At 60.2% G+C, this 20,372-nt stretch carries 27 protein-coding genes and 1 pseudogene; 23 read left to right on the top strand and 5 right to left on the bottom strand.

Annotated elements, in window-relative coordinates:
• Positions 1 to 110 precede the first annotated feature (110 nt).
• Positions 111 to 677, bottom strand: a complete 567-nt coding sequence (locus NW863_RS00425) for a hypothetical protein (protein WP_414363806.1) — start codon at positions 675 to 677, stop codon at positions 111 to 113.
• Between the two features lie 550 nt (positions 678 to 1,227).
• Positions 1,228 to 3,252 carry a hypothetical protein gene (locus tag NW863_RS00420; protein ID WP_414363805.1) on the bottom strand — a complete coding sequence of 675 codons (2,025 nt, stop codon included), beginning with the start codon at positions 3,250 to 3,252 and terminating at the stop codon, positions 1,228 to 1,230.
• Positions 3,253 to 3,661: 409 nt separating this feature from the next.
• On the opposite strand from NW863_RS00420, the gene rplC reads away from it, so the two are divergent.
• The 23 genes and pseudogenes from rplC to NW863_RS00305 all read left to right on the top strand — a co-directional run bounded on the left by rplC (position 3,662) and on the right by NW863_RS00305 (position 17,158).
• Positions 3,662 to 4,306: a 50S ribosomal protein L3 gene (gene rplC / locus NW863_RS00415; RefSeq protein ID WP_414363804.1), complete on the top strand. Its 645-nt coding sequence runs from the start codon at positions 3,662 to 3,664 to the stop codon at positions 4,304 to 4,306.
• 51 nt (positions 4,307 to 4,357) lie between these two features.
• Positions 4,358 to 4,987 (top strand): annotated as a pseudogene (gene rplD, locus NW863_RS00410) (50S ribosomal protein L4); the annotation flags it as partial.
• Between the two features lie 334 nt (positions 4,988 to 5,321).
• Entirely contained in the window at positions 5,322 to 5,621 is a 300-nt protein-coding gene (locus NW863_RS00405) for a 50S ribosomal protein L23 (RefSeq protein ID WP_414363803.1), read from the top strand.
• 41 nt (positions 5,622 to 5,662) lie between these two features.
• On the top strand, positions 5,663 to 6,547 hold the full coding sequence (gene rplB / locus NW863_RS00400; protein WP_414363802.1) for a 50S ribosomal protein L2: 885 nt from the start codon (positions 5,663 to 5,665) through the stop codon (positions 6,545 to 6,547).
• Positions 6,548 to 6,625: 78 nt separating this feature from the next.
• Positions 6,626 to 6,907, top strand: a complete 282-nt coding sequence (rpsS, locus tag NW863_RS00395; protein WP_011430043.1) for a 30S ribosomal protein S19 — start codon at positions 6,626 to 6,628, stop codon at positions 6,905 to 6,907.
• Between the two features lie 42 nt (positions 6,908 to 6,949).
• Positions 6,950 to 7,321, top strand: a complete 372-nt coding sequence (gene rplV / locus NW863_RS00390; protein WP_011430042.1) for a 50S ribosomal protein L22 — start codon at positions 6,950 to 6,952, stop codon at positions 7,319 to 7,321.
• A 41-nt stretch (positions 7,322 to 7,362) separates the two neighbouring features.
• Positions 7,363 to 8,109: a 30S ribosomal protein S3 gene (rpsC, locus tag NW863_RS00385; RefSeq protein WP_414363801.1), complete on the top strand. Its 747-nt coding sequence runs from the start codon at positions 7,363 to 7,365 to the stop codon at positions 8,107 to 8,109.
• 55 nt (positions 8,110 to 8,164) lie between these two features.
• Positions 8,165 to 8,641, top strand: coding sequence for a 50S ribosomal protein L16 (gene rplP, locus NW863_RS00380; protein ID WP_414363800.1), 477 nt, complete (start codon positions 8,165 to 8,167; stop codon positions 8,639 to 8,641).
• A 17-nt stretch (positions 8,642 to 8,658) separates the two neighbouring features.
• The gene (gene rpmC, locus NW863_RS00375) at positions 8,659 to 8,895 is read left to right on the top strand and encodes a 50S ribosomal protein L29 (RefSeq protein ID WP_414363799.1); all 237 of its coding nucleotides are present in this window, start codon (positions 8,659 to 8,661) and stop codon (positions 8,893 to 8,895) included.
• A complete protein-coding gene (rpsQ, locus tag NW863_RS00370) occupies positions 8,895 to 9,146 on the top strand; it encodes a 30S ribosomal protein S17 (RefSeq protein WP_414363798.1) in 252 nt (83 codons plus the stop codon). The genes rpmC and rpsQ overlap by 1 nt, the downstream gene beginning before the upstream one ends.
• Positions 9,143 to 9,511, top strand: a complete 369-nt coding sequence (gene rplN, locus NW863_RS00365) for a 50S ribosomal protein L14 (RefSeq protein WP_414363797.1) — start codon at positions 9,143 to 9,145, stop codon at positions 9,509 to 9,511. The genes rpsQ and rplN overlap by 4 nt, the downstream gene beginning before the upstream one ends.
• Positions 9,511 to 9,909, top strand: coding sequence for a 50S ribosomal protein L24 (gene rplX / locus NW863_RS00360; protein ID WP_011430036.1), 399 nt, complete (start codon positions 9,511 to 9,513; stop codon positions 9,907 to 9,909). Before rplN ends, rplX begins: the two co-directional genes overlap by 1 nt.
• Positions 9,910 to 9,970: 61 nt before the next feature.
• On the top strand, positions 9,971 to 10,513 hold the full coding sequence (rplE, locus tag NW863_RS00355; RefSeq protein WP_414363796.1) for a 50S ribosomal protein L5: 543 nt from the start codon (positions 9,971 to 9,973) through the stop codon (positions 10,511 to 10,513).
• Between the two features lie 60 nt (positions 10,514 to 10,573).
• Positions 10,574 to 10,984, top strand: a complete 411-nt coding sequence (gene rpsH / locus NW863_RS00350; protein WP_414363795.1) for a 30S ribosomal protein S8 — start codon at positions 10,574 to 10,576, stop codon at positions 10,982 to 10,984.
• Between the two features lie 29 nt (positions 10,985 to 11,013).
• Complete coding sequence (gene rplF / locus NW863_RS00345; protein ID WP_414363793.1) at positions 11,014 to 11,559, top strand: 50S ribosomal protein L6; 546 nt, start codon at positions 11,014 to 11,016, stop codon at positions 11,557 to 11,559.
• A 2-nt stretch (positions 11,560 to 11,561) separates the two neighbouring features.
• Positions 11,562 to 11,930: a 50S ribosomal protein L18 gene (gene rplR, locus NW863_RS00340; RefSeq protein WP_414363792.1), complete on the top strand. Its 369-nt coding sequence runs from the start codon at positions 11,562 to 11,564 to the stop codon at positions 11,928 to 11,930.
• Between the two features lie 18 nt (positions 11,931 to 11,948).
• Positions 11,949 to 12,485, top strand: coding sequence for a 30S ribosomal protein S5 (gene rpsE, locus NW863_RS00335; protein ID WP_414363791.1), 537 nt, complete (start codon positions 11,949 to 11,951; stop codon positions 12,483 to 12,485).
• A 23-nt stretch (positions 12,486 to 12,508) separates the two neighbouring features.
• A complete protein-coding gene (gene rplO / locus NW863_RS00330) occupies positions 12,509 to 12,982 on the top strand; it encodes a 50S ribosomal protein L15 (RefSeq protein ID WP_414363790.1) in 474 nt (157 codons plus the stop codon).
• 108 nt (positions 12,983 to 13,090) lie between these two features.
• Positions 13,091 to 14,389, top strand: coding sequence for a preprotein translocase subunit SecY (secY, locus tag NW863_RS00325; RefSeq protein ID WP_414363789.1), 1,299 nt, complete (start codon positions 13,091 to 13,093; stop codon positions 14,387 to 14,389).
• On the top strand, positions 14,389 to 14,970 hold the full coding sequence (locus NW863_RS00320; RefSeq protein ID WP_011430028.1) for an adenylate kinase: 582 nt from the start codon (positions 14,389 to 14,391) through the stop codon (positions 14,968 to 14,970). The genes secY and NW863_RS00320 overlap by 1 nt, the downstream gene beginning before the upstream one ends.
• A gap of 50 nt (positions 14,971 to 15,020) precedes the next feature.
• The gene (gene map, locus NW863_RS00315) at positions 15,021 to 15,794 is read left to right on the top strand and encodes a type I methionyl aminopeptidase (protein ID WP_414363838.1); all 774 of its coding nucleotides are present in this window, start codon (positions 15,021 to 15,023) and stop codon (positions 15,792 to 15,794) included.
• Between the two features lie 129 nt (positions 15,795 to 15,923).
• Positions 15,924 to 16,148 (top strand): translation initiation factor IF-1, encoded by a 225-nt coding sequence (infA, locus tag NW863_RS00310; RefSeq protein ID WP_011430026.1) that lies wholly within the window; start codon positions 15,924 to 15,926, stop codon positions 16,146 to 16,148.
• A gap of 29 nt (positions 16,149 to 16,177) precedes the next feature.
• On the top strand, positions 16,178 to 17,158 hold the full coding sequence (locus NW863_RS00305) for an alpha/beta fold hydrolase (protein ID WP_414363788.1): 981 nt from the start codon (positions 16,178 to 16,180) through the stop codon (positions 17,156 to 17,158).
• 202 nt (positions 17,159 to 17,360) lie between these two features.
• On the opposite strand, the gene NW863_RS00300 is transcribed toward NW863_RS00305, so the two are convergent.
• The 3 genes from NW863_RS00300 to NW863_RS00290 form a co-directional block, all read right to left on the bottom strand.
• Complete coding sequence (locus NW863_RS00300; protein WP_414363787.1) at positions 17,361 to 18,236, bottom strand: PRC-barrel domain-containing protein; 876 nt, start codon at positions 18,234 to 18,236, stop codon at positions 17,361 to 17,363.
• 73 nt (positions 18,237 to 18,309) lie between these two features.
• Positions 18,310 to 19,458 (bottom strand): glycosyltransferase family 4 protein, encoded by a 1,149-nt coding sequence (locus NW863_RS00295; protein WP_414363786.1) that lies wholly within the window; start codon positions 19,456 to 19,458, stop codon positions 18,310 to 18,312.
• A 59-nt stretch (positions 19,459 to 19,517) separates the two neighbouring features.
• Positions 19,518 to 19,973 carry a ubiquinol-cytochrome c reductase iron-sulfur subunit gene (locus NW863_RS00290; protein ID WP_414363785.1) on the bottom strand — a complete coding sequence of 152 codons (456 nt, stop codon included), beginning with the start codon at positions 19,971 to 19,973 and terminating at the stop codon, positions 19,518 to 19,520.
• Positions 19,974 to 20,372: the final 399 nt, after the last annotated feature.

Below are 20,372 nucleotides of genomic sequence, written 5' to 3'. Positions count from 1 at the left end.
GGAACCCTCTGGGGAAGTCCTGGCAGTGCCTTTGCGAGTCTGTCTGTGGACTGCGTAAGAATCCCCCAACTTAAGGTAGACCTTTCGAGAAAAGCGCAAGGAAGTCCAGATCAGGGCTCTCCCTGGGAGGGCTGGGTAGGAGTGGAAGGCTCGGCGACAGTCTGCTGCAGCTCCAAAGTTACCAAGAGCTCCGCCTCACCGGTGCGAGCCGGTTGGAGGGCCTGTGGCTTGACGAGCAGGTGGCGCAGCTTGGGAGGGAGATCCTGCAGCTCACTCAACAACAAGTCGAGAGAAATGGCCGATTCTCCGGAGAAGGAAGATCCTCTCCTGAGCGGGGCTGGGAGCGGTGAGGGAGGGCGAGCAAAAGAGCGGGCGGTAGTCGAGACTAAGGAGCGGATCTGCTCCTGTTGTTCCCGCCACAGGGATTGGCTGATTTCTAGGGGGAAGGTGAGGTGAGGAGCGCCGCGGCGCTGCCAGAGGCGGAGGATCTGTTCTACAGAGGCAGCCTTGTAGCGCCCCTGGTAGAGGGCTTCCAGCAGGGCCGCCGGGATCCAAGAGGTCGGGAACTGCTGGCCCCAGCCCTCCACCCACACTTGGCCGGGCCGCCCCTCCAGCTCAAACCCGTAGCGCTCCAAAAAGGTGGCGGGATCCATCAGGCAGGGCCTAAGGAAACTCAACCCAAGGCTAACCCAAATCCGGCAAGATAAAGAGGAGATAAAGCTTCGGATTCCGCAAGATAGCTCTCGCCTAAAAATAGCTTTATCTGCCCTCAACGCAGCCTCCGTGAAGCTTCTATGAAGCTGCCATAGAGCGAAGATTCAGGAGGCTCTAGCTCAAACATTGCCTTCGAGGCCCGCTCGCTGTTGGGTAGAGCTATCTGCTTCCAGAAAGTCGTGATCCTCAAGGCTACCGGGATCCAGGTAATCAGGCAGCGGCTTGCCACTCCCCCGACTAAAGTTGGGGAATTCTTACGCAGTCCACAAACAGACTTGCAAAAGTGCTGTCAAGACACCCCTGCACAGTTCCCTAAGGCAAAGCCCCGAGGTTCTGCTTACTTTGCTGTTCGCGTCAGCGGGGTAGAGTCCTTGCGAATTGGCACCCGCGTTGACTAGCCACCCCTTCCCGGTTTGGTACAGTCCTCGCTTCACGGCGGTTTGGAAAGCCCCTGTTGCGCCACTTGGGGCTCTTTCTCACCCGGAGTGGAGTTTAAGTACAGGGTTTCTTCTCTCAGGCTGTTGCCATAGCCTTCACGGCTTTCAGAACGAGATAATCTAACATACCGGTGTTCTCTTCGCCGCGGTAATTAAAAGTGGAGCGCACCAGCCACAGCCCTTGCCGTGTACGGCAGCAGAGGTTCAACAGTGTGCGAGCCAGAATTTGTTGACGCGCCTGCAGGTCTTGGGCCGCATCGAAAACCTCCCCATCCCATTCCGGCGTCAGCACACGGCTGTTGTAAAGCACACGCCAGAGAGAACGGAACCAAAGCGGATTGGTGATGTCGAACCAGAACTGATAATCTGCCTGCAAACCCCAGTTGATATAAGCCACCGGCGTCGCCACCACGAGGTAGCGGGAATAGTCGGGCTCGAAGCGGCTGTTGCTGGGGGTTTGTCCCGAGCGGATCATGGCCAAAAAGGCGGGATCCCCTTCGGCAGGAAAGGCCCGGCGAAACCGTTGCGCCGCTTCGATCAGCGCTTGCAGCAGCTCTTGGTCTTGGGGCAGAGCCATCCCCTGGGCTAGGTGATCGGCGAAAAACCGCTGGAAGAAAGCGGCCAAGGAGGGCCCGCCGCGGTAGCTGCGCAGCCAATCCAGCAGCTTCTGGTAGCGCTCCAGGTTGGCAAACCCCACCCGCTCCGGCTGTCGCACGGCGGTCTTGGGCCGCAGGGAACGCCCTACCGGGTCAAGGGTATCTTCGGCCAGCAAAGCCGCCCGGATGGGATCCAAATCCAACACCCTGCCCAGGAGCAGTCGCCAGGCCGGCAAGGTGGGAAAAGCTCCCCACTCGGGATGGGCCACTTCCGCCGCCGTCAGCAAAGCCCGCACCAGTGGGTAGCGGATCAGGGCAGGGAAGGGAGCGATCGGCAAGACGGGAACCTCCGCCAACTGCTCCTGCAAGCTCAAGCTCACCGCCGCATCCATGCGAGGCAGCAGGACGGCGATGCGAGAAGCTGGGATCCCTGCCGCCAAAAGCTGCCGGATCTGGGCCACCATCGCCTCCACCGCCGCGAATTGGGTCTCGCCCTCCAGCACCTGCACCCTTGGCAGCCTCTCTGCCAGAGGCTCCGTTAGGGGAGGGTCAAACTGCGGATCTAGCACCCGTGCAATCTGCAGTCCCAGGCGGATCATGCCGGCTGAGCCGCGGTAGCTCCCCTCCAGAAGCTGAACCTGGGTGTTTTCCATTAGAAAGCGAGCCACGGCCTCCGGGATCCCTGTCAAAGAGACTCCGCCGCCGATGGTGTAGCTGAAAAACTGGCTTTGCAGATGGGCTTGCCCTTGCCGGTAAAACTCCAGCGCCACCCCGCAACTGTCCTCCGCCTGATCCACGATCAGGTGATCCCACTCCTGCCAAAACTCCGCCAGCGGCAGGATGCGCTCGCCAAACAGCCGGATTTGCAGGCCAAAATCCAGGGATCCCAGCCGCAACCCCACCTCCCACAGCCGACCCACACAGCAGCCCATCGCCTGCAAGGCCTCTGCCCGCCTCGGATCCCCCTCCGCCGGCCAGGCCGCCGCCAGCCGGGATCCCACCGCTTCCGCCGCCAAACCCGAAGCCCCCGCAATATAGGCAGCGCTGCTGATCTGATCCCAAATCTGGAACTCCTCCAGCCCAAGATTGGCAAAGACCTCCCCATGCCGCGGACACAAAGCACAGGCTCGCCCACAGAGAAATTGGGTCAGATCCTTGGCCAAGGGAATCGGCTCAAACGAGCGCGGCAACTGAGGAACCCGCTCGCACACCTGCGGCCAGTGATCTGCCAAAGAGCGTCCCACCCGCTGCAAAAACGTCTCGATCCGCCACGGCCCCACCCACCTCGAGCTGAGCTGCCGCAAGCGCCGCAACACCTCCTCTGCCTGCCGCTGGCTGCGCACCAAAAACAAGATCCGGCCCGGCTCGGATCCCGCCCGCAACAAATCCAGGTAGCGATCTACACAAGCCTGGGTCAGCCCGCCGCCGGCTAACCCCATCACACTCCTAAAAGGAGATGGCTCTTGCTGCCGATAGCTCTTTTCGCCCACCAGAGTGGCTTTCACGGTCGCTGCCCCCCAACCGAGCCATTTTCTCGGCAAAATCTGGACAAACAGGTCCTCACCTCACTATGATGTACTACTGTTGCCAATCAAGTCCGCCCGCTCTGACGACGGTTCTCGGCAACCTAGCGTACTGCTAAACCAGATACTGCCTCTTTGCAGGTAAGTCTGAGCAGTCTTTAAAAGCAGTTTGGCGTGTGATTTGAGGCTGAACTAAGCAGAGGGGACAGCGCCGCTGGCGCTGTTTGGCCGCCAGGGATCCAGAGATTCCTTTTCATTGCTTTTTCGCCTGAGCGGGCAGGCTCAGGTAGTCCTGAGCTTCCTGCTGCCGCGCCGTTGCTGCCTGGATCCGGCTCATTGAGCCGTTGCAAGCTGATAAAAGCAAGTTGTAGAGGCTCGAGGGGAGGTTCTCGTGGCGCTTGGCATCCTTGGAAGAAAAGTCGGCATGACCCAGATCTTCTCTCCGGAAGGGTTGGCCATTCCGGTTACCGTCGTGCAGGCGGGGCCTTGCACGGTGACCCAGATCAAGACTCAAGCCACAGATGGCTACAACGCCGTGCAGTTGGGCTACTGGCCCACCACCGAAAAGCACCTCACGCGAGCCCAGCGGGGCCACCTGAGCAAAGCGGGGGTGACGGAGCTGCTGCGCCACCTGCGCGAGTTCCGGGTCGAACAGCCAGAGGCTTACCAGTTGGGGCAAAAGATCACCGTCGAGATCTTCTCTCCGGGCCAGCTGCTGGATGTGGCGGGCACTTCCATCGGACGGGGGTTTGCCGGCTACCAGAAGCGGCACCACTTTGGTCGCGGCCCCATGTCCCACGGCTCCAAGAACCATCGCCGACCGGGTTCCGTCGGCGCCGGCACAACGCCTGGCCGCGTGTTTCCGGGGCTACGCATGGCGGGTCGGATGGGAGGTTGCCGCGTTACCATTCGCAAACTGCAGCTGGTGCAGGTGGATCCGGAGCGGAACTTGCTGATCATCAAGGGCTGTGTGCCCGGCGTGGAAGGGGGGCTGCTGGAGATTACCCCTGCCAAGCAGGTGGGTAACAAACGCTAGGAAAGGGATCCCTGGCAAAGGCTGACCAGCATCCGCAAAGACGAGGAAACCATGGCAAGTTGTGTGGTGAAAAACTGGCAAGGGGAAACGGTGGGCAGCGCAGAGCTAAGTCTCAAAGTTGCCCGTCCCGAAACGGCCTCCCACATTCTCTATCTGGCTCTTCGCCGGCAGATGACCAACGCCCGCCAAGGCAACGCCCACACCAAGACCCGGGCTGAGGTGCGCGGTGGCGGTCGCAAGCCTTGGAGGCAAAAAGGCACCGGCCGAGCCCGCGCCGGCTCCATTCGCTCCCCCCTTTGGCGCAAGGGTGGGGTGATCTTTGGCCCCCGCAAGCGGGAGTACAACCTGGCCATGAACCGCAAAGAGCGGCAACTGGCTCTGCGCACTGCCCTGCAAAGCCGGGTGGAGGATCTGATCGTGGTGGAAGATTTCCAGGATCAGCTCAACCCGCCCAAGACTCGCGCCGTGGCCCAAGCTCTGCTGCGCTGGGGGGTGATGGAGGATCAGTCGGCACTGCTCATCGTCGCCGAACGCTCGGAAGTTGTCGAGCGGGCCGTGCGCAACATCGCCCGCGTCAAGCTGATCGGCCTGGATCAGCTCAACGTCTTTGATCTGCTCAACGTCGATTGGGTGCTGATCACCACCTCTGCCCTGGAGAAGCTCAAGGCCCGCTGGGGATCCGGCGCGGCAGCAGCAGCTCCAACCCCAGCCGATCGCCTTGAAGATCAGGCTCAGGCCGCAAAGCAAGAAGCTCAGCAAGTTGAAGGTCAAAGCCAAGGGCAAGAAGAGCAAACGGAAGCTCAAGCCCAGCCAGAGGATCCACAGGCGCAAGCTGATCAATCTGATCAAGTAGCTCTAGCAACTCCACAAGTTCAGGAAACCCAGGCAGAAGAGCTGGCCCCAGAACAAGAGCGAGAAGTTCAAGGACAAGCAGAACTAGCCCAAGAAGCAGAGCCCATTGCCAAGCCGCCAGCCGTAGAGGAGGCCGAAACAGCCGCAGCAGAGGAGGAAGACGATGACTGAGAGCAAGCGGATCCTGGCTGATGTCCTGTTGCGTCCCGTCATCACCGAAAAGGCAACTGCCCTGATGGAACAGCGCAAATACGTCTTTGAGGTGATGCCCACTGCCACCAAGCCGCTCATCCGAGCTGCCGTTGAGGAGATGTTTGGGGTGCGGGTCACCTCCGTGAACACCCTCAAGCTGCCCCGAAAGCAGCGGCGGGTAGGCCGTTCTGTCGGCTATCGCAGCCGTCCCAAGCGAGCTGTGGTAACCCTGGCCGAAGGTGACTCCATCACCCTCTTCCCCGACACCTAACCAACCCCCCCTTTCCGACCGTCCTTCACCCCCCTTGAGCCATGGGTATTCGTACCTTCCGACCCTATACCCCCAGCACCCGTCACATGACTGTCTCCGACTTCGAGGAGCTGTCGCGGGACGAGAACGGCAAGCGGCCCAGGCCGGAGAAGTCGCTGCTGCAATTCATCCACCGCAAAAAAGGGCGCAACAACCGCGGCGTCATCACCTGCCGCCACCGGGGCGGCGGCCACAAGCGGCTCTACCGCATCATCGACTTCCGCCGCGACAAGCACGGGATCCCGGCCACCGTCAAGACTATCGAGTACGATCCCAACCGCAGCGCTCGCATCTGCTTGGTGGAATACGAAGATGGCGAGAAGCGATACATCCTTGCTCCCCGCAACCTCGAGGTGGGGGCCACCATTATGGCGGGGCCCGATGCCCCCTTTGAGCTTGGCAACGCCATGCCCCTGGAGCGGATCCCGCTGGGGACGGTGGTTCATAACGTGGAGCTGTATCCCGGCCGCGGTGGGCAAATCGTTCGCGCCGCCGGGGCTGGCGCCCAAGTGGTGGCCAAAGAGGGCAAGTATGTCTCCCTTAAGCTGCCCTCTGGCGAAGTCCGCATGATCCGAGGCGAGTGCTACGCCACCATCGGCCAAGTGGGAAATGTTGACCACAGCAACCTCAGCCTCGGCAAAGCGGGGCGCAGCCGCTGGCTAGGTCGCCGTCCCCACGTGCGCGGCTCGGTGATGAACCCTGTAGATCACCCCCACGGCGGTGGGGAAGGAAAAGCCCCCATCGGCCGCAGCACCCCTGTCACCCCCTGGGGCAAGCCCACCCTGGGCTACAAAACCCGCAAACGCAACAAACCCAGCAACAAGTTCATCGTGCGCGGTCGCCGTCGTGGCGGCCGCCGGGACAAGGGCGGAAGAGCCGCTCAATAAAAGTCCGGCCATCTGCTGCGCCCCTGAATCTTCTTTTTCTTTCGACCCTTACCAGCTTGCCAGACTGTTGAGGTTGCTATGGGACGTTCACTCAAAAAAGGCCCTTTTGTCGATGCCAAGCTGCTTCTCAAAATCGAGAAGATGAACGAGCGCAACGAGAAGCACATGATCAAAACCTGGTCGCGGGCCAGCACCATCCTGCCTGTCATGATTGGCCACACCATCGCCGTGCACAACGGCAAGCAGCACGTGCCCATCTACATCACCGATCAGATGGTAGGCCACAAGCTGGGGGAGTTCGTCCCTACCCGTACTTTTCGCGGCCACGCGGGCAGTGACAAAAAAGCCGCCCGCCGTTAAGTTCAGCCACAAACAGAAGAGGGAATAAGCGAGGAGAGCGCCATGGCCGATCCATCCCCCGAAATCAAAGCGGTAGCTCGCTACATCCGCATGTCCCCCTATAAGGTGCGGCGCGTGTTGAACCAGATCCGAGGGCGCACCTATGCCGATGCCCTGATCCTGTTGGAGTTCATGCCCTACGCTGCCTGTGAGCCGGTTCGCAAGGTGCTGCGCTCAGCGGTGGCCAATGCCGAACACAACAACGGTCTGGATCCTCGGGATCTGGTTATCAGCAAGGCCTACGCTGACCAGGGGCCGACGCTGAAGCGATTTCGCCCCCGCGCCCAAGGTCGGGCCTACCCAATCCGCAAGCGCACCTGCCACATTACCATTGCCGTCCGGCCCATAGAACCTGAAGCGGCGACGGCCTCCTAAACGCCTGTATTCCCAGACTTTACCTCTCAACCGACACCACCATGGGACAGAAGATTCACCCCACCGGTTTCCGACTCGGCGTCATCAAGGAACATCGCAGCCGCTGGTTTGCCGATCCAGCTCGCTACCCAGCCCTGCTGCGAGAGGACGATCTCATCCGCGCCTACCTGACCAAGCAGTTGAGCAGCGCCGGCCTGGCCGATATTCAAATTGAACGCAAAGCGGATCAGATCGACCTCGAGATCCGAGCCGCTCGCCCTGGAGTGGTGGTTGGTCGGGGGGGATCCGGCCTCGACGCCCTGCGCCAGGGCCTGCAGAAAGAGCTGAGCTCGCACGGTAGCCCCGAGCGAACCATTCGCATCAACGTAGTCGAGGTCACCCGTGCCGATGCCGAGGCTGTTTTGCTGGCAGAAAACATCGCCCAGCAGTTGGAGCGGCGGATTGCCTTTCGCCGCATCGTGCGCCAGGTCATCCAGCGGGCGCAGCGGGCGGGGGTGCAAGGGATCAAAATTCAAATTGCCGGGCGGCTGAACGGAGCCGAGATCGCCCGCACCGAATGGACAAGGGAAGGGCGGATCCCTTTGCACACCCTGCGGGCAGATATCGACTATGCCGACCACATCGCCCAGACCACCTTTGGTGTCATTGGTGTCAAGGTTTGGGTTTTCAAAGGGGAAGTTCTCCCCGGGCAGGAACGTCCCGAACAAAAGGCTCCCCTGCAACAGCCCAAGCGTCGGCAACAGCGGCGGCGGCCCACCTTTGAAGACCGCTCAGCAGTGGAAGCCTGAGGGCCAGCACCCGAGAGTCCAGGGATCCCTATCACAGTTGATTTAAGGAACGGCCATGTTAAGCCCCAAACGAACCAAATACCGCAAGCAACAGCGCGGGCGCATGAAAGGCAAAGCGACCCGCGGCAACCGCATCAACTTTGGGGAATACGGCCTTGTGGCTCTAGAACCCGCCTGGATCACCGCGCGGCAGATCGAGGCAAGCCGTCGGGCCATGACCCGCTACGTCCGGCGGGGAGGCCAGATCTGGATCCGCATCTTTCCCGACAAGCCCGTTACCCAACGGCCTGCTGAAACCCGCATGGGATCCGGCAAAGGCAACCCCGAATACTGGGTTTGCGTCGTCAAGCCGGGCCGCGTCCTCTTTGAAATGGGGGGAGTTCCTGAAGCCACGGCCCGAGAGGCGATGCGCCTTGCCGCCCAAAAGCTGCCGATCAAAGTTAAGTTTGTTACCAAGGCTAACTTTGAGGAGTCGGAACCTGCTCAGAAAGCAGCTCCAGAAACAACAGAAGTAGCAGCCAGCGCTATCTAAGGGAGGAGAGTTGAGCCATGCCCATGCCCAAAATTGCCGACGCTCGCGCCCTATCCGACGAAGAATTGCGCCAGGAGATCTACGCCGTCAAGAAAGAGCTGTTTGAGCTGCGTTTGCAGCAGGCTACGCGGCAGTTGAACCAGCCCCATCTCATTCGCCTGCGCAAACACAAGCTGGCCCAACTGCTGACCGTTGAGTCAGAGCGCAAGCGCAACAAGTCCTTGTCCTCAACTCAGACCCAGAAGGAGGAGTAATGCCTGCTCGCGAAAAGATCGGCGTTGTCGTCAGCAACAAGATGCAAAAGACAGTGGTCGTTGCCGTGGAAAACCGGGTTGCCCACCCCAAGTACGGCAAAATCGTCGTCAAAACCAAAAAGTTTAAGGCCCACGACGAAGAGAACCGCTGTCAAGAAGGGGATCTGGTGCGCATTACGGAAACCCGTCCCCTCAGCCGCACCAAGCGTTGGCGAGTGACCGAAATCATTCGGGAGGTGAAGAAACTATGATTCAGCAGCAAACCATGTTAACGGTAGCCGACAACACTGGCGCCCGCAAGCTGATGTGCATCCGCGTCCTGGGCAGCAGTGGCCGTCGCTACGCCAGCCTGGGGGATGTGATCGTCGGCGTTGTCAAAGACGCCCTACCCAATATGCCTGTCAAAAAATCCGACGTCGTCAAAGCTGTAGTCATCCGCACGGTCGATACGGTACGCCGCCCCGACGGCATGTGTATCCGCTTCGACGACAACGCTGCCGTCATCATTAACAACGACGGCAACCCTCGCGGAACCCGCGTTTTCGGCCCTGTAGCCCGCGAGCTGCGGGAGAAAAACTTCACCAAGATCATCTCCCTTGCCCCGGAGGTTCTGTAATGGTTCGTCCCCTCAAGCCCAGCCAAATTCGACGGCTGATTCGGCAGACTGGCGTTCGCAAGCACCGCAACAGCCTACGCTACAAAATGCGCATCAAAAAGGGAGATACCGTCCAGGTAATCTCCGGCGACGACAAAGGCAAAATCGGCGAGGTGCTGCAGGTTTTTCCCGAGCGCAACATGGTCTTGGTGGAAGGGGTAAACATCGTCACCTACCACCGCAAGCCGCAACGGGAAGGCGAAAGTGGTCGGATCGAGACCAAAGAAGCCCCGATCCACGCCTGCAAGGTGATGCTTTATTCCAAGAAACAGGAAGTGGCCAGCCGTATTGGCTATCAAATCACTGCCGATGGCCGCAAAGTCCGTGTCCTCAAGAAAACCGGCGAGATCCTCGACTAAGACTCCCTTTTCAAGACTGGCCTGGCTCTGACCCAGCCCAGAGCCGCAAGGAGAACCCACCATGCCCCAACGTCTGCAAATCCTCTACAACACCGTCATCGCTCCTAAGCTGCAAAAAGAGTTGGGCTACACCAACATCCATCAGGTGCCGCGTCTGGAAAAGATCGTGATCAACCGCGGCCTGGGAGATGCTTCCCAAAACGCCAAGGCCCTGGAATCTTCCATCGCCGAGATCAGCGCCATCACGGGCCAGCGCCCGGTGATTACCCGCGCCAAAAAGGCGATTGCCAGTTTCAAAATCCGCAAGGGCATGCCGGTCGGCCTGATGGTGACCCTGAGGCGGGAGCGTATGTATGCGTTTTTGGATCGGCTGATCAACATTGCCCTCCCTCGTATCCGCGACTTCCGCGGCGTCAGCCCCAAATCTTTTGATGGGCGGGGCAACTACACCCTTGGTATTCGCGAGCAACTGATCTTCCCCGAAATCAACTACGACTCTGTAGACCAGATTAGAGGTATGGACATCTCCATTGTGACCACGGCCGAAACCGACGAAGAGGGCCGTGCCCTGCTCAAAGAGTTTGGCATGCCCTTTGCCTCTTAAGGTTTGCCCATCTCGAATTGTCTCGACTTGATCGATCTTCCGAGGAGCACCGACCCACCCATGGCCCACACCAACGACACGATCGCCGACATGCTCACCCGCATTCGCAATGCCACCATGGCTCGGCATGAATCGGTGGCGGTTCCGGCCACACGCATGACCCGCAGCATCGCTCGCGTTCTTCATGAGGAAGGTTTCGTGAGCGACTGGAAGGAAGAGGGAGAAGGGATCCACGCTCAGCTTGTGTTGCGGTTGAAGTATAAAGGCAAAGGGCGCAACTGCAGGCCCATCATCAACGGCCTGAAGCGGGTGAGTCGACCGGGCCTGCGGGTTTACCGCAGCCACAAAGAGCTGCCCCGCGTATTGGGCGGAATTGGGATTGCCATCATCTCTACTTCCAACGGCATCATGACCGATCGGGAGGCTCGCAAACAGGGCATCGGCGGCGAAGTGCTCTGCTATGTCTATTGATGAGTTGTTCTCTTGTCAGGAGTTGCCCCATGTCTCGTATCGGCAAGCGGCCCATCACCCTTCCTGCCAAGGTAGAGGTTCAGATCGAGGGCCAGCAGATCTCGGTAAAAGGCCCGAAGGGACAACTGTCTCGCAGTTTGCCCCCCTTGATTGCGGTGCATCAAGAAGCCCAGACGCTCAAGGTCAGCCGGGTCAACGAGTCTCGCCCGGCCCGCCAACTGCACGGCCTCTGCCGCACCTTGGTCGCCAACATGGTGGACGGTGTATCTAAGGGCTTTGAGCGCAGGCTGGAATTGGTGGGTGTGGGCTACCGGGCTTCCACCCAGGGCAACAAGTTAATCTTGAATGTTGGCTACAGCCACCCAGTGGAGATCCCGTTCCCGCCAGGGATCCAAATTGCGGTTGAGGGCAACAACGTCATCGTCGTCTCAGGTATCGACAAAGAGCTGGTGGGCAACACGGCGGCGCGGATTCGGGCCGTCCGCCCGCCAGAGCCCTACAAGGGCAAAGGGATTCGCTATGTAGGGGAACAGGTTCGTCGCAAAGCAGGTAAATCCGGGAAGGCCAAGAAGTAGCTATGAAAATCACTCGCAAAGCTGCCACCCAACGTCGCCATCGCCGCATTCGCCGCAAGGTCTTCGGGACACCCGAGCGGCCCCGTTTGGCTGTGTTTCGCTCCCATCGGCACATCTATGCCCAGGTGATCGACGATGTAGCCCAGCACACTTTGGCCTCTGCCTCCACTCTGGACAGGGAGCTGCGGGAAGCCTTCAAGGACATTGGCACGGCCACCCGAGAGGCTGCCGCCATGGTGGGGCGCTCCGTCGCCCAGCGGGCCTTACAGGCAGGCATTTCTCAAGTGGTTTTCGACCGCGGCGGCAAGCTCTACCACGGGCGCGTTCAGGCCCTGGCGGAAGCCGCCCGCGAAGCAGGCTTACAGTTCTAGGCCCTGAGGAGATGGCATATGGCTGAGCAAAGAGAACGTCGCAGAAGCAAAAAGAGCCGCGAAGAGCAGACTAGCGAGTGGCAGGAGCGGGTCATCCAGATCCGGCGCGTCACCAAAGTCGTTAAGGGCGGCAAAAAGCTGAGCTTCCGGGCCGTGGTGGTGGTGGGCAATGAGCGCGGCCAGGTGGGAGTTGGCGTGGGCAAAGCCAACGACGTCATCGGGGCTGTGCGCAAAGGAGTTGTAGATGGCAAAAAGCACCTAATCGAAGTGCCCCTCACCAAAGGGTTGTCTGTGCCCCATCCCATGCGGGGATCAGGCGGTGGAGCCACTGTCCTGGTGATGCCGGCAGCTCCTGGCACAGGGGTCATCGCCGGGGGAGCGGTGCGCACTGTTCTGGAGCTGGCGGGCGTGCGCAACAGCCTGGCTAAGCAACTGGGATCCAGCAACCCCCTCAACAACGCCCGCGCCACCATTGACGCGCTGCGGCGGATGCGCACCTTTGAGCAGGTAGCTGAAGATAGAGGGATCGACGTGCGCCGCCTGTTGAGTAAGTAACAGCAAGTCAGCCGGAGGTCAGTATGCGACTAGAAGACATTCGCCCCCAACCAGGCTCGACGCGGCGGCGGCGGCGGCTAGGCCGTGGCATCGCTGCTGGACAGGGAGCCTCCTGTGGCAAGGGAATGCGGGGACAGAAGGCGCGCAAAGGGGGCGGTCCCCGGCCTGGTTTTGAGGGAGGGCAGACCCCCCTCTATCGGCGGCTGCCCAAACTTAAGCACTTCCCCCGCTACGTGCGGCGCCCCCAGTACACCTTGATCAACCTGCGCGCTTTGGCCAAGTTGCCCGCCGGCAGCGAGGTCAGCTTGGAAAGCTTGATGGAGTTGGGGATCGTGACCACCAACGATGGCCCGCTGAAGATTTTGGGAGACGGGGAAGTGGGCGTGCCCCTGACGATCAGAGCGGCTGCCATCACCCCCTCAGCCCGAGCTAAAGTCGAGGCAGCGGGGGGTCGGGTGGAGATTGGGGGATCCCGGGCCGCTTCCGCCGGATCCTAAAATTGGGCCGCAGTTTGCAGCTTCTCTATTTTGCCGACTTTCCCACCGGCAGCGTAGAGTGGTAAATAGCTCACCTTGCCTTTCCCTTCCGCGAGGTTTTCTACATTTATGGCTGACACACGAGGCTCCGCTCCCTCCGCCCAAGAGACCTTCATGCAGATGGCCATGGCCTCTGGCCTGCGCAGCCGTCTGTTTCTTACCCTAGGCCTGTTGCTGTTGGTGCGTCTGGGCATTTACATTCCCATCCCCAGCATTGACCGGGCTCGCTTTGCCGCCGAAGCCGCCAACAGCCCCGTGTTTGGCTTTCTGGATGTCTTCTCGGGCGGCGGTATCTCCGCTTTGGGGATCTTCGCCCTTGGCATCCTGCCCTTCATCAACGCCTCCATCATCATGCAACTGCTGGTCTCGGCCATTCCGGCCCTGGAGAACCTGCAGAAGAACGAGGGGGAGCAGGGGCGGCGACAGATTTCCCAGTACACCCGCTACGTTACCCTGATTTGGGCCATCATCCAGGGCATCGGCATCTCCTTCTGGGTGCGGGAGTTTGCCAACACCAGCAACGAGTTGGCCTTCATGGCCTCCACCACCCTGGCCCTGGCGGCAGGTTCCATGTTTGTCATGTGGTTAGGGGAGATGATCACGGAGAAGGGGGTGGGCAGTGGTCCCTCGCTGTTGATCTTCGTCAACATTGTCGCCACGCTGCCCCGCGCCCTGGGTCAGACCATCAGCCTGGCCCGCGCTGATAGCAGCACCATTGGCGGCATCTTGGTGTTAATGGCCGTCTTCCTAGCCACCATTGTCGGCATTGTCTTCGTCCAGGAGGGCAGCCGCAAAATCCCCATTGTCTACGCCAAGCGCCAGGTGGGCAACAAGCTATTCCGCGAGCAGAAGAGCTACCTGCCCCTGCGGCTAAACCAGGGGGGCGTGATGCCGATCATCTTCGCCTACTCGGTGATGTCCCTGCCCTTTGCCTTGGCCCAGTACACCCAGAACCTAACGTTGGTGCAGGTGGCCAACCTTTTGGCCCCTACTTCTTGGTTTTACATTCCCTTCTACTTCGTGCTGATCCTCCTTTTCAGCTATTTCTACGCCTCTTTGATCATTAACCCGGTGGATCTGGCGCAAAACTTGAAGAAGATGGGAGCCAGCATTCCGGGAGTCCGACCGGGCAAGGCCACTGCCGAGTACATCGAAGGGATCCTCAACCGGCTGACCCTGCTGGGGGCCCTGTTCTTGTGTGCGGTGGCCATCATCCCGACGGCGGTGGAGCGGGCGACCGGCATCACCACTTTTCAGGGCTTGGGGGCAACTTCGCTGCTCATCCTGGTAGGGGTGGCGATCGAGACCTCCAAGCAGATCCAGACCTACGTCATTTCGCAGCGTTACGAAGGGATGGTCAAGCAATAGTGCCGAGGTTAATCTTTTTGGGACCGCCGGGAGCGGGCAAGGGCACCCAGGCAGAGCGGCTGGCAGCGATCTACCACACGCCCAAAATTTCCACAGGCGACCTGCTGCGGGCCGAGGTGAAAGCCCAAACGCCGCTGGGGTGCCAGGCTAAGGTGTACATGGATGCGGGAGAACTGGTGCCTGACGAGGTGTTAATCGGGATGGTGAAAGGCCAGTTGCAACACTCGCCAGCGCAGGGTTGGATCCTAGACGGCTTCCCCCGCACCCTGGCGCAGGCGGAGGCTTTGGAAGAGCTGTTGCGGGAGTTGGGGCAAGACTACGACCACGTCCTCAACCTGGAAGTGCCGGATGACGTGGTGGTGGCACGGCTGTTGGCCCGCGGCAAAGAGCAGGGGCGCAGCGACGATGCGGACGAGGCGGTGATCCTCAAACGCTTGCAGGTGTATCGGGAGCAAACGGCTCCCCTGATCGACTTTTACGAGGCCAGGGGTCGTCTGCGACGGATCGATGGCAACCAGCCGATGGAATCGGTACAAGAGCATCTGCGGGCTCTCTTGGAAGGCTTCAGGAGGACAGCGTGATCAAAACGGGGGCCGGAAATCCCTCCCAGCCCGGATCCCTGCGGCGGGGCATGCAGCTCATCGAGATCAAATCCCGCCGGGAGGTGGAGAAGATGCGGCGGGCCGGGCGGGTGGTAGCCCAGGTGCTACAGGAGATCGCGGAGTGCCTGCAGCCGGGCTGGACAACGGCAGACATCGATGCCTATGCCGAGCGACGGGTGGCCGAATTGAACGCCCTGCCCAGCTTCAAGGGCTACTACGGCTTTCCCGCCTGTGTCTGTGTCAGCGTCAACCATGAGGTGGTACATGGGATCCCCAGTCCCCGCAAAGTGGTGCAGCCGGGGGACATTGTCAAGGTGGATTTTGGCGCCATGGTCGAAGGCTGGCATGCCGACTCTTGCATCACCATTGGCCTAGAGCCCCTCAGCGATGCCGCCCGCGACCTGATCGACACAGCAGCCAAAGCGCTGCAGACGGGCATTGACCACGTGCGCCACGGCGTCTGGCTACAGGATGTCTCAGGCGCCATCGAGGACTATATCCAGGGGCGGGGCTACTCCGTGGTGAAGCAGTACGTCGGCCACGGCGTGGGGCGCAACTTGCACGAGGAGCCGCAGTTTCCCCACTACCGCACCCGCGACCTTCCCAATCCCAAGCTGCGCTCTGGCATGACGGTGGCAATCGAGCCGATGGTGAATGCAGGAGGAGAGGCCACACGGGTGCTGTCGGATGGCTGGACAGTGGTTACGGTGGATGGCTCTTGGTCGGCCCAGTTTGAGCACACTGTCTTGATCACAGACTCTGGGGCTGAGATTTTGACGGATCGCACCCCTTTTCAGTCCTAGGGATCCCCTGCTGGAGGGCGGCAACGGCTAGGATAGAAGAGGTGGAGTATTGTTTCAGCTCTTAACTCGCTCTTAACAGAGCGGGTTTAGCGTCGCTTATTTCTGTTGTGTTGTTTTAAGGAGGGTTCCTTGTCTAAAGAAGACGCCATCGAAGTGGAAGGGGTGGTTACCGAGTCCTTGCCCAACGCCATGTTCCGGGTAGATCTGGACAACGGCTTTAACGTCCTCGCCCACATCTCCGGCAAGATCCGCCGCAACTACATCAAGATCTTGCCCGGCGACCGGGTCAAGGTCGAGCTCAGCCCCTATGACCTAAACAAAGGGCGCATCACCTACCGCCTCAAGAAAAAGTAGATCCCTGGCCTTAGCTGGGGCCGCTGAGCATGAAGGAGCTGAGCCAAGTTCTCAAAACCGGTCTCTGGGTTGCAGCCGGCGGGGTGAGCGCCTTGGCCGTTCTCAACGCCTGGATTGCTTCTCGAACCCAGCCTTTGCCCAGCCTCTTGCCGGGGGAGGAGAGGCACCATTTTTGGCGGGGCCATCGCCTGTTTTACAAAGTGGCGGGATCTGGCCAGCCCTTGTTGCTGCTGCACGGCATCGGGGCCGGCTCTTCCAGCTACGAGTTCCGCGCCATCATGGCGGAGCTGAGCCAGCACTATCAGGTTTATGCTTTGGATTGGTTAGGTTGGGGCAACTCGGAGCGCCCCGATCTGGAGTACACTGGCCATCTATATGCCCGGATGATCGGGGATTTTGTCCAGCAGGTGATCGGGCGCCCCTGCCACGCCATCGCCAACTCCCTCTCGGCAGGGTTTGTGCTGCGTTCGGCCCGGCTGCAACCTCACCACTGGCAGAAGCTGCTACTCATCGCCCCTCTAGGAGACAACAGCCTCATCCCCGAGGCGCTAGGGATCCCTTTGGCTGAGGCGGTCTACGGGATCCTCAGCCTGCCGGTTTTGGGGCTGGCCTTTTACAACGCCATCACCACCCCCTGGAGTGTACGTCTATTTACGGAGCAGAGCCTGTTCTCTCCTGGGTACACTCTGGATGAGACGGTGGTGGATTACTACTATCAGGCGGCTCACCAGGCGGGGGCCCAATTTGCCCCCCGTTCTTTTTTGACCGGCAAGCTTAACCTGCCCATTCAGGAGGACTTTCGCGTGGTGGACAAGCCGCTGGCTCTGGTCTGGGGAGAAAACAACCGCCTCACCGGATTGGAACAGGCGGAGCGGTATCGCGCTTTGCGCCCAGAGGTGCCGATCTATCGACTGCCAGGGGCTGCTTTTCCTCACATCGAAGCGCCGCAGGCCTTCTTGTCAGTAGCTTTGCGCTTTTTGGGCGAGGCCGAAGCTGCCCTGCCGGCATAGGGGATCCCTTCGCCTTGATTGCTGCAGCAACCAGACTGACTGCCGGTTACAAGGATTGCGCCGTTGGCCTGGGACCTGGTTGCTGGGGTTCTTCTAATTCAGGGGGAGTTCCCAGTATCATCAGGGCGCATTCCTCCCGAACGTACCCCTACGGGTACAGGGCAGGGCTCCTGCGGTTTCTAGGTAAGCCGGGCGCAGCAGCTCAGGTTGGCTCCCCAGTATTTTTCTCCCAGGGGTCGATATCCAGAGGGGCAGACTCAGGAGCTGGCTCGGAAGGGGGGGCTTCTGCTTGGACGTACTCCTGCTCCCACTCCGGTTGTTCAGGAGCAGGAACAGGCTCGGGCTGACGGGGAGACCCTGCTTCGCCCTGGAGTTCGGGCTCTTCTTCGGGGTGATCGTCTTCTTGTTCGCCTTCCTCGTCGTATTCTTCCTCGTAGTTTTCCTCGACGGCAGAGTAGTCATCGACAGCCCTGGGCAGGGCGGGGGCGAAGCCAGTTTCGGGTAACCAAGAGGGCTTACCCAGTCCCAGGGTTTCCAAAATTCCCTTGGTCAGTTGGGCTAGGCGGGTTTCGGCGCCATCAGCAACAATAAGGCGATCGCCGCCAACTGAGACGATCTCATCCGCAGGAAGCAAATAGGTGCTGAGGATGAAGCCGGGCAAAAAGGTAAGGCCGAGGTTAGAGAGGATTAGGCCTGTGATCAGGCCAGAGACGGAGTTGAATTCGAAATCTTTGACTTTTCCAAGGCGGATCCCTTCTTCTGTAACCACCTCGCTGCCAACCACTCGACTTAGGCCTTGCAAGTCCAAGTCGTCGAAAACTTCATCACTAGGAATGAGGATGGCATCTTGGCCCAAGGCCGTTACCTGCCGTAGATCCAGCAACCGTGGGGATCCGGCAAAGGCTTTCTCCAGCACCCCCAGCACCAGCACTTGCTTGGCTTCCAGATCTGCCCAAACTTCGCTAACTACTCCGAGTCGGGCTGCATTGGCTTGGCTAATCACCTGCGTTCCCAGAACCTGTGACCGCCGACGAACCTCTGGTCGCACCAGCGCAACAGATCCTTTCCCAGTCGTCATGGTGGTTTCCCCGTCGTGAGTCGAAGCTTCGCATTAGTGGGCTGGTCATCCGGCCCCAGGCACCAAAATCAAGTTAATAGTACCATTGCCTGTCCCCTCCCTCGCGAGCGGCTGGGATCGGATTCCGGACAATTTGCTCACTCCAGGCCAAAAACCGCTCCGTCATGGCCGGTAGGGAATAGTGCTGTTCTACCTGGTGTCGGCAGCGGCTGCGGTCGAGGCTATCCAGGCGTTCTACAGCCCTTGCCAAGGCCGCCACGTCGTCTGGCTCCACCACCCAGCCAGTCTCGCCATCGCTAACAATTTCCGCTGGCCCCCCACGGCGGTAGGTAATCACCGGCACGCCACAGGCCAAGGCTTCCACTGCCACCAGGCCAAAGGCTTCCACCCACTTGGGCGTCATGATCAAGGCGGAACATTGGCCCAAGAGCTGCTGCATCTGGGAAGTGGGCAAAAAACCCCGGTAATCCAATTGGGCCCGTGGGTACCGTTTTTGAATCTGCTGCCAGTAGGCTGGGTCTTGCAGGTGGCCCAGGAGCAGTACCGGCCTTCCCGTCTTCTCGGCCAGGGCGGCGCAGTCTTCCAGGCCCTTTTCTGGGGCAATGCGGCCAACCCAACACAGGGCTCCGTTTCCCTCCGGCACAAAGTCGTAGCGGCTGAGATCGACGCCGCAGGGCAAATAGACAAAGGGATCCCGCCCCGCCGCCATCTGGGCGCGGGCAAAGGCAAAGGTCTGGGCTTGCGCCCGCGAGTGCACTGCCAGCCGACCTGGGTAGCGGTAGGCAATGTGCTCTAGCGCCAGATCGACAGCGTCGCTAAGGGATCCCATGCTGACGATATGGACCACCGGCGTGCGGAAAAAATCTGTCAGGTAGAACGAGAGCCAGTCGTAGCTCCAGTTCACAATGAGCTCGAACTGATCCTGCAGTTGGGCAGCCCGCTGCCATAGGTTGGCCACTAGGGAAGGGGTGGAGAGACAGACCGGCTGGTCGCGGCGCTGGCTTTGGGCATAGGGCGGGGGGAGGCCTGTAACTGTCTCGATAACTCCCTCTGGCAAGTCGGCACTGTGGGATCCCTCGGGGGCTAGCACGCACACCTCGGCTCTCCTCTCCAGCAGGCTACGCGCCAAGTTGACAAGGTTGAGCTCTACCCCGCCCCCACCCCCCGATCCCAGAGGCCCAACGGGGGTGGAGACAAACAAGAAGCGCCGGGGACAAATCATGGGCAGCCTTGCAGGCTCGACCCCTTGCTGGCTAGTTTGGTTAACTCTGGGGGACAAGGTCAGGTTCTGGCCACGAAGATTTCCCCTTTCTCCACCTTAACTTTGTAGGCGGTTAGGTCGGCCTTGGCTGGTCCACGGGTACGGCTGCCATCGGCGGCAAAAGCTGAGCCATGACAGGGGCAGACGAAGTTCTCCCCCCGCCAGTCTACGTCGCAGCCGGCATGGGGACAGGCTGCATCCAGAGCCAGCAGCGAGTCTGACTTTTGAGGATCCCCGACCAACCAAAGGGTGGCGGTGTTCTTCCCAAAGGCGTCTTCTACCTTGAAGGGGCCTTCTTTGAGATCTTCCAGTGTTGCCACTTTAACGAACTCCGGCTCAGCCCCTTTGGGGCCCGAAGCAGCACCCTGGGCAATGGCACGGTTAAAACGGCGCTGAGCCGAGGCAGGCAACAGGCCCACCAGCGAGCCAAAACCAAGCGCCAGCCAACGCAGAAAACCGCGACGATTGTTGTACATAGCCACGTGTCCTGAGATGGATACAAGTTGACACTCCCACCGACTAAAGTCGGGAGATTCTTACGCAGCCCACAGACGGACTCGCAAAGGCGCTGTCAAGACGCCCCTAAACGGTTCCTTAGAACCCAGTCTCAAGGTTCCGCTTAACTTACTGGCTTTTAGCACTGTCCGGGTCTTTCACCGGGGTAGGTGCTTGCTTAGGAGCAATTGTAGCCTTGGCAAGCAACTCAAGTCGCTCGAAGGGTTTTCCGCTCCGCACTACTCGCGCTAGCGGCGCGGCGCGCTGAGTACGGGGCTACCAAGCTACTCTGCTGTGTCAACGGGCTTGCTGTCGGAGGAGGAGATACAGCCTGTTAAAGAACCAAGGGGTACAGTAGCAACACTTAGCAAACCAACTCC

Source organism: Synechococcus sp. B60.1, assembly GCF_047462555.1.
In the GTDB taxonomy this organism is placed as follows: domain Bacteria; phylum Cyanobacteriota; class Cyanobacteriia; order Thermostichales; family Thermostichaceae; genus Thermostichus.
This window is presented reverse-complemented; position numbering and strand designations above follow the sequence as displayed.

What these genes read in the sequence shown, in the direction of transcription:
- map (WP_414363838.1), top strand. Translation starts at nt 15,021, where the DNA reads ATGCAGCTCATCGAGATCAAATCCCGCCGGGAGGTGGAGAAGATGCGG.
- NW863_RS00295 (WP_414363786.1), bottom strand. Translation starts at nt 19,458, where the DNA reads ATGATTTGTCCCCGGCGCTTCTTGTTTGTCTCCACCCCCGTTGGGCCT.
- rpsS (WP_011430043.1), top strand. Translation starts at nt 6,626, where the DNA reads ATGGGACGTTCACTCAAAAAAGGCCCTTTTGTCGATGCCAAGCTGCTT.
- rpmC (WP_414363799.1), top strand. Translation starts at nt 8,659, where the DNA reads ATGCCCATGCCCAAAATTGCCGACGCTCGCGCCCTATCCGACGAAGAA.
- rplE (WP_414363796.1), top strand. Translation starts at nt 9,971, where the DNA reads ATGCCCCAACGTCTGCAAATCCTCTACAACACCGTCATCGCTCCTAAG.
- rplX (WP_011430036.1), top strand. Translation starts at nt 9,511, where the DNA reads ATGGTTCGTCCCCTCAAGCCCAGCCAAATTCGACGGCTGATTCGGCAG.
- rpsE (WP_414363791.1), top strand. Translation starts at nt 11,949, where the DNA reads ATGGCTGAGCAAAGAGAACGTCGCAGAAGCAAAAAGAGCCGCGAAGAG.
- rpsQ (WP_414363798.1), top strand. Translation starts at nt 8,895, where the DNA reads ATGCCTGCTCGCGAAAAGATCGGCGTTGTCGTCAGCAACAAGATGCAA.
- rplN (WP_414363797.1), top strand. Translation starts at nt 9,143, where the DNA reads ATGATTCAGCAGCAAACCATGTTAACGGTAGCCGACAACACTGGCGCC.
- secY (WP_414363789.1), top strand. Translation starts at nt 13,091, where the DNA reads ATGGCTGACACACGAGGCTCCGCTCCCTCCGCCCAAGAGACCTTCATG.
- NW863_RS00300 (WP_414363787.1), bottom strand. Translation starts at nt 18,236, where the DNA reads ATGACGACTGGGAAAGGATCTGTTGCGCTGGTGCGACCAGAGGTTCGT.
- rplB (WP_414363802.1), top strand. Translation starts at nt 5,663, where the DNA reads ATGGGTATTCGTACCTTCCGACCCTATACCCCCAGCACCCGTCACATG.
- rplR (WP_414363792.1), top strand. Translation starts at nt 11,562, where the DNA reads ATGAAAATCACTCGCAAAGCTGCCACCCAACGTCGCCATCGCCGCATT.
- NW863_RS00405 (WP_414363803.1), top strand. Translation starts at nt 5,322, where the DNA reads ATGACTGAGAGCAAGCGGATCCTGGCTGATGTCCTGTTGCGTCCCGTC.
- rpsC (WP_414363801.1), top strand. Translation starts at nt 7,363, where the DNA reads ATGGGACAGAAGATTCACCCCACCGGTTTCCGACTCGGCGTCATCAAG.
- rplO (WP_414363790.1), top strand. Translation starts at nt 12,509, where the DNA reads ATGCGACTAGAAGACATTCGCCCCCAACCAGGCTCGACGCGGCGGCGG.
- NW863_RS00290 (WP_414363785.1), bottom strand. Translation starts at nt 19,973, where the DNA reads ATGTACAACAATCGTCGCGGTTTTCTGCGTTGGCTGGCGCTTGGTTTT.
- rplV (WP_011430042.1), top strand. Translation starts at nt 6,950, where the DNA reads ATGGCCGATCCATCCCCCGAAATCAAAGCGGTAGCTCGCTACATCCGC.
- NW863_RS00305 (WP_414363788.1), top strand. Translation starts at nt 16,178, where the DNA reads ATGAAGGAGCTGAGCCAAGTTCTCAAAACCGGTCTCTGGGTTGCAGCC.
- rpsH (WP_414363795.1), top strand. Translation starts at nt 10,574, where the DNA reads ATGGCCCACACCAACGACACGATCGCCGACATGCTCACCCGCATTCGC.
- rplP (WP_414363800.1), top strand. Translation starts at nt 8,165, where the DNA reads ATGTTAAGCCCCAAACGAACCAAATACCGCAAGCAACAGCGCGGGCGC.
- rplF (WP_414363793.1), top strand. Translation starts at nt 11,014, where the DNA reads ATGTCTCGTATCGGCAAGCGGCCCATCACCCTTCCTGCCAAGGTAGAG.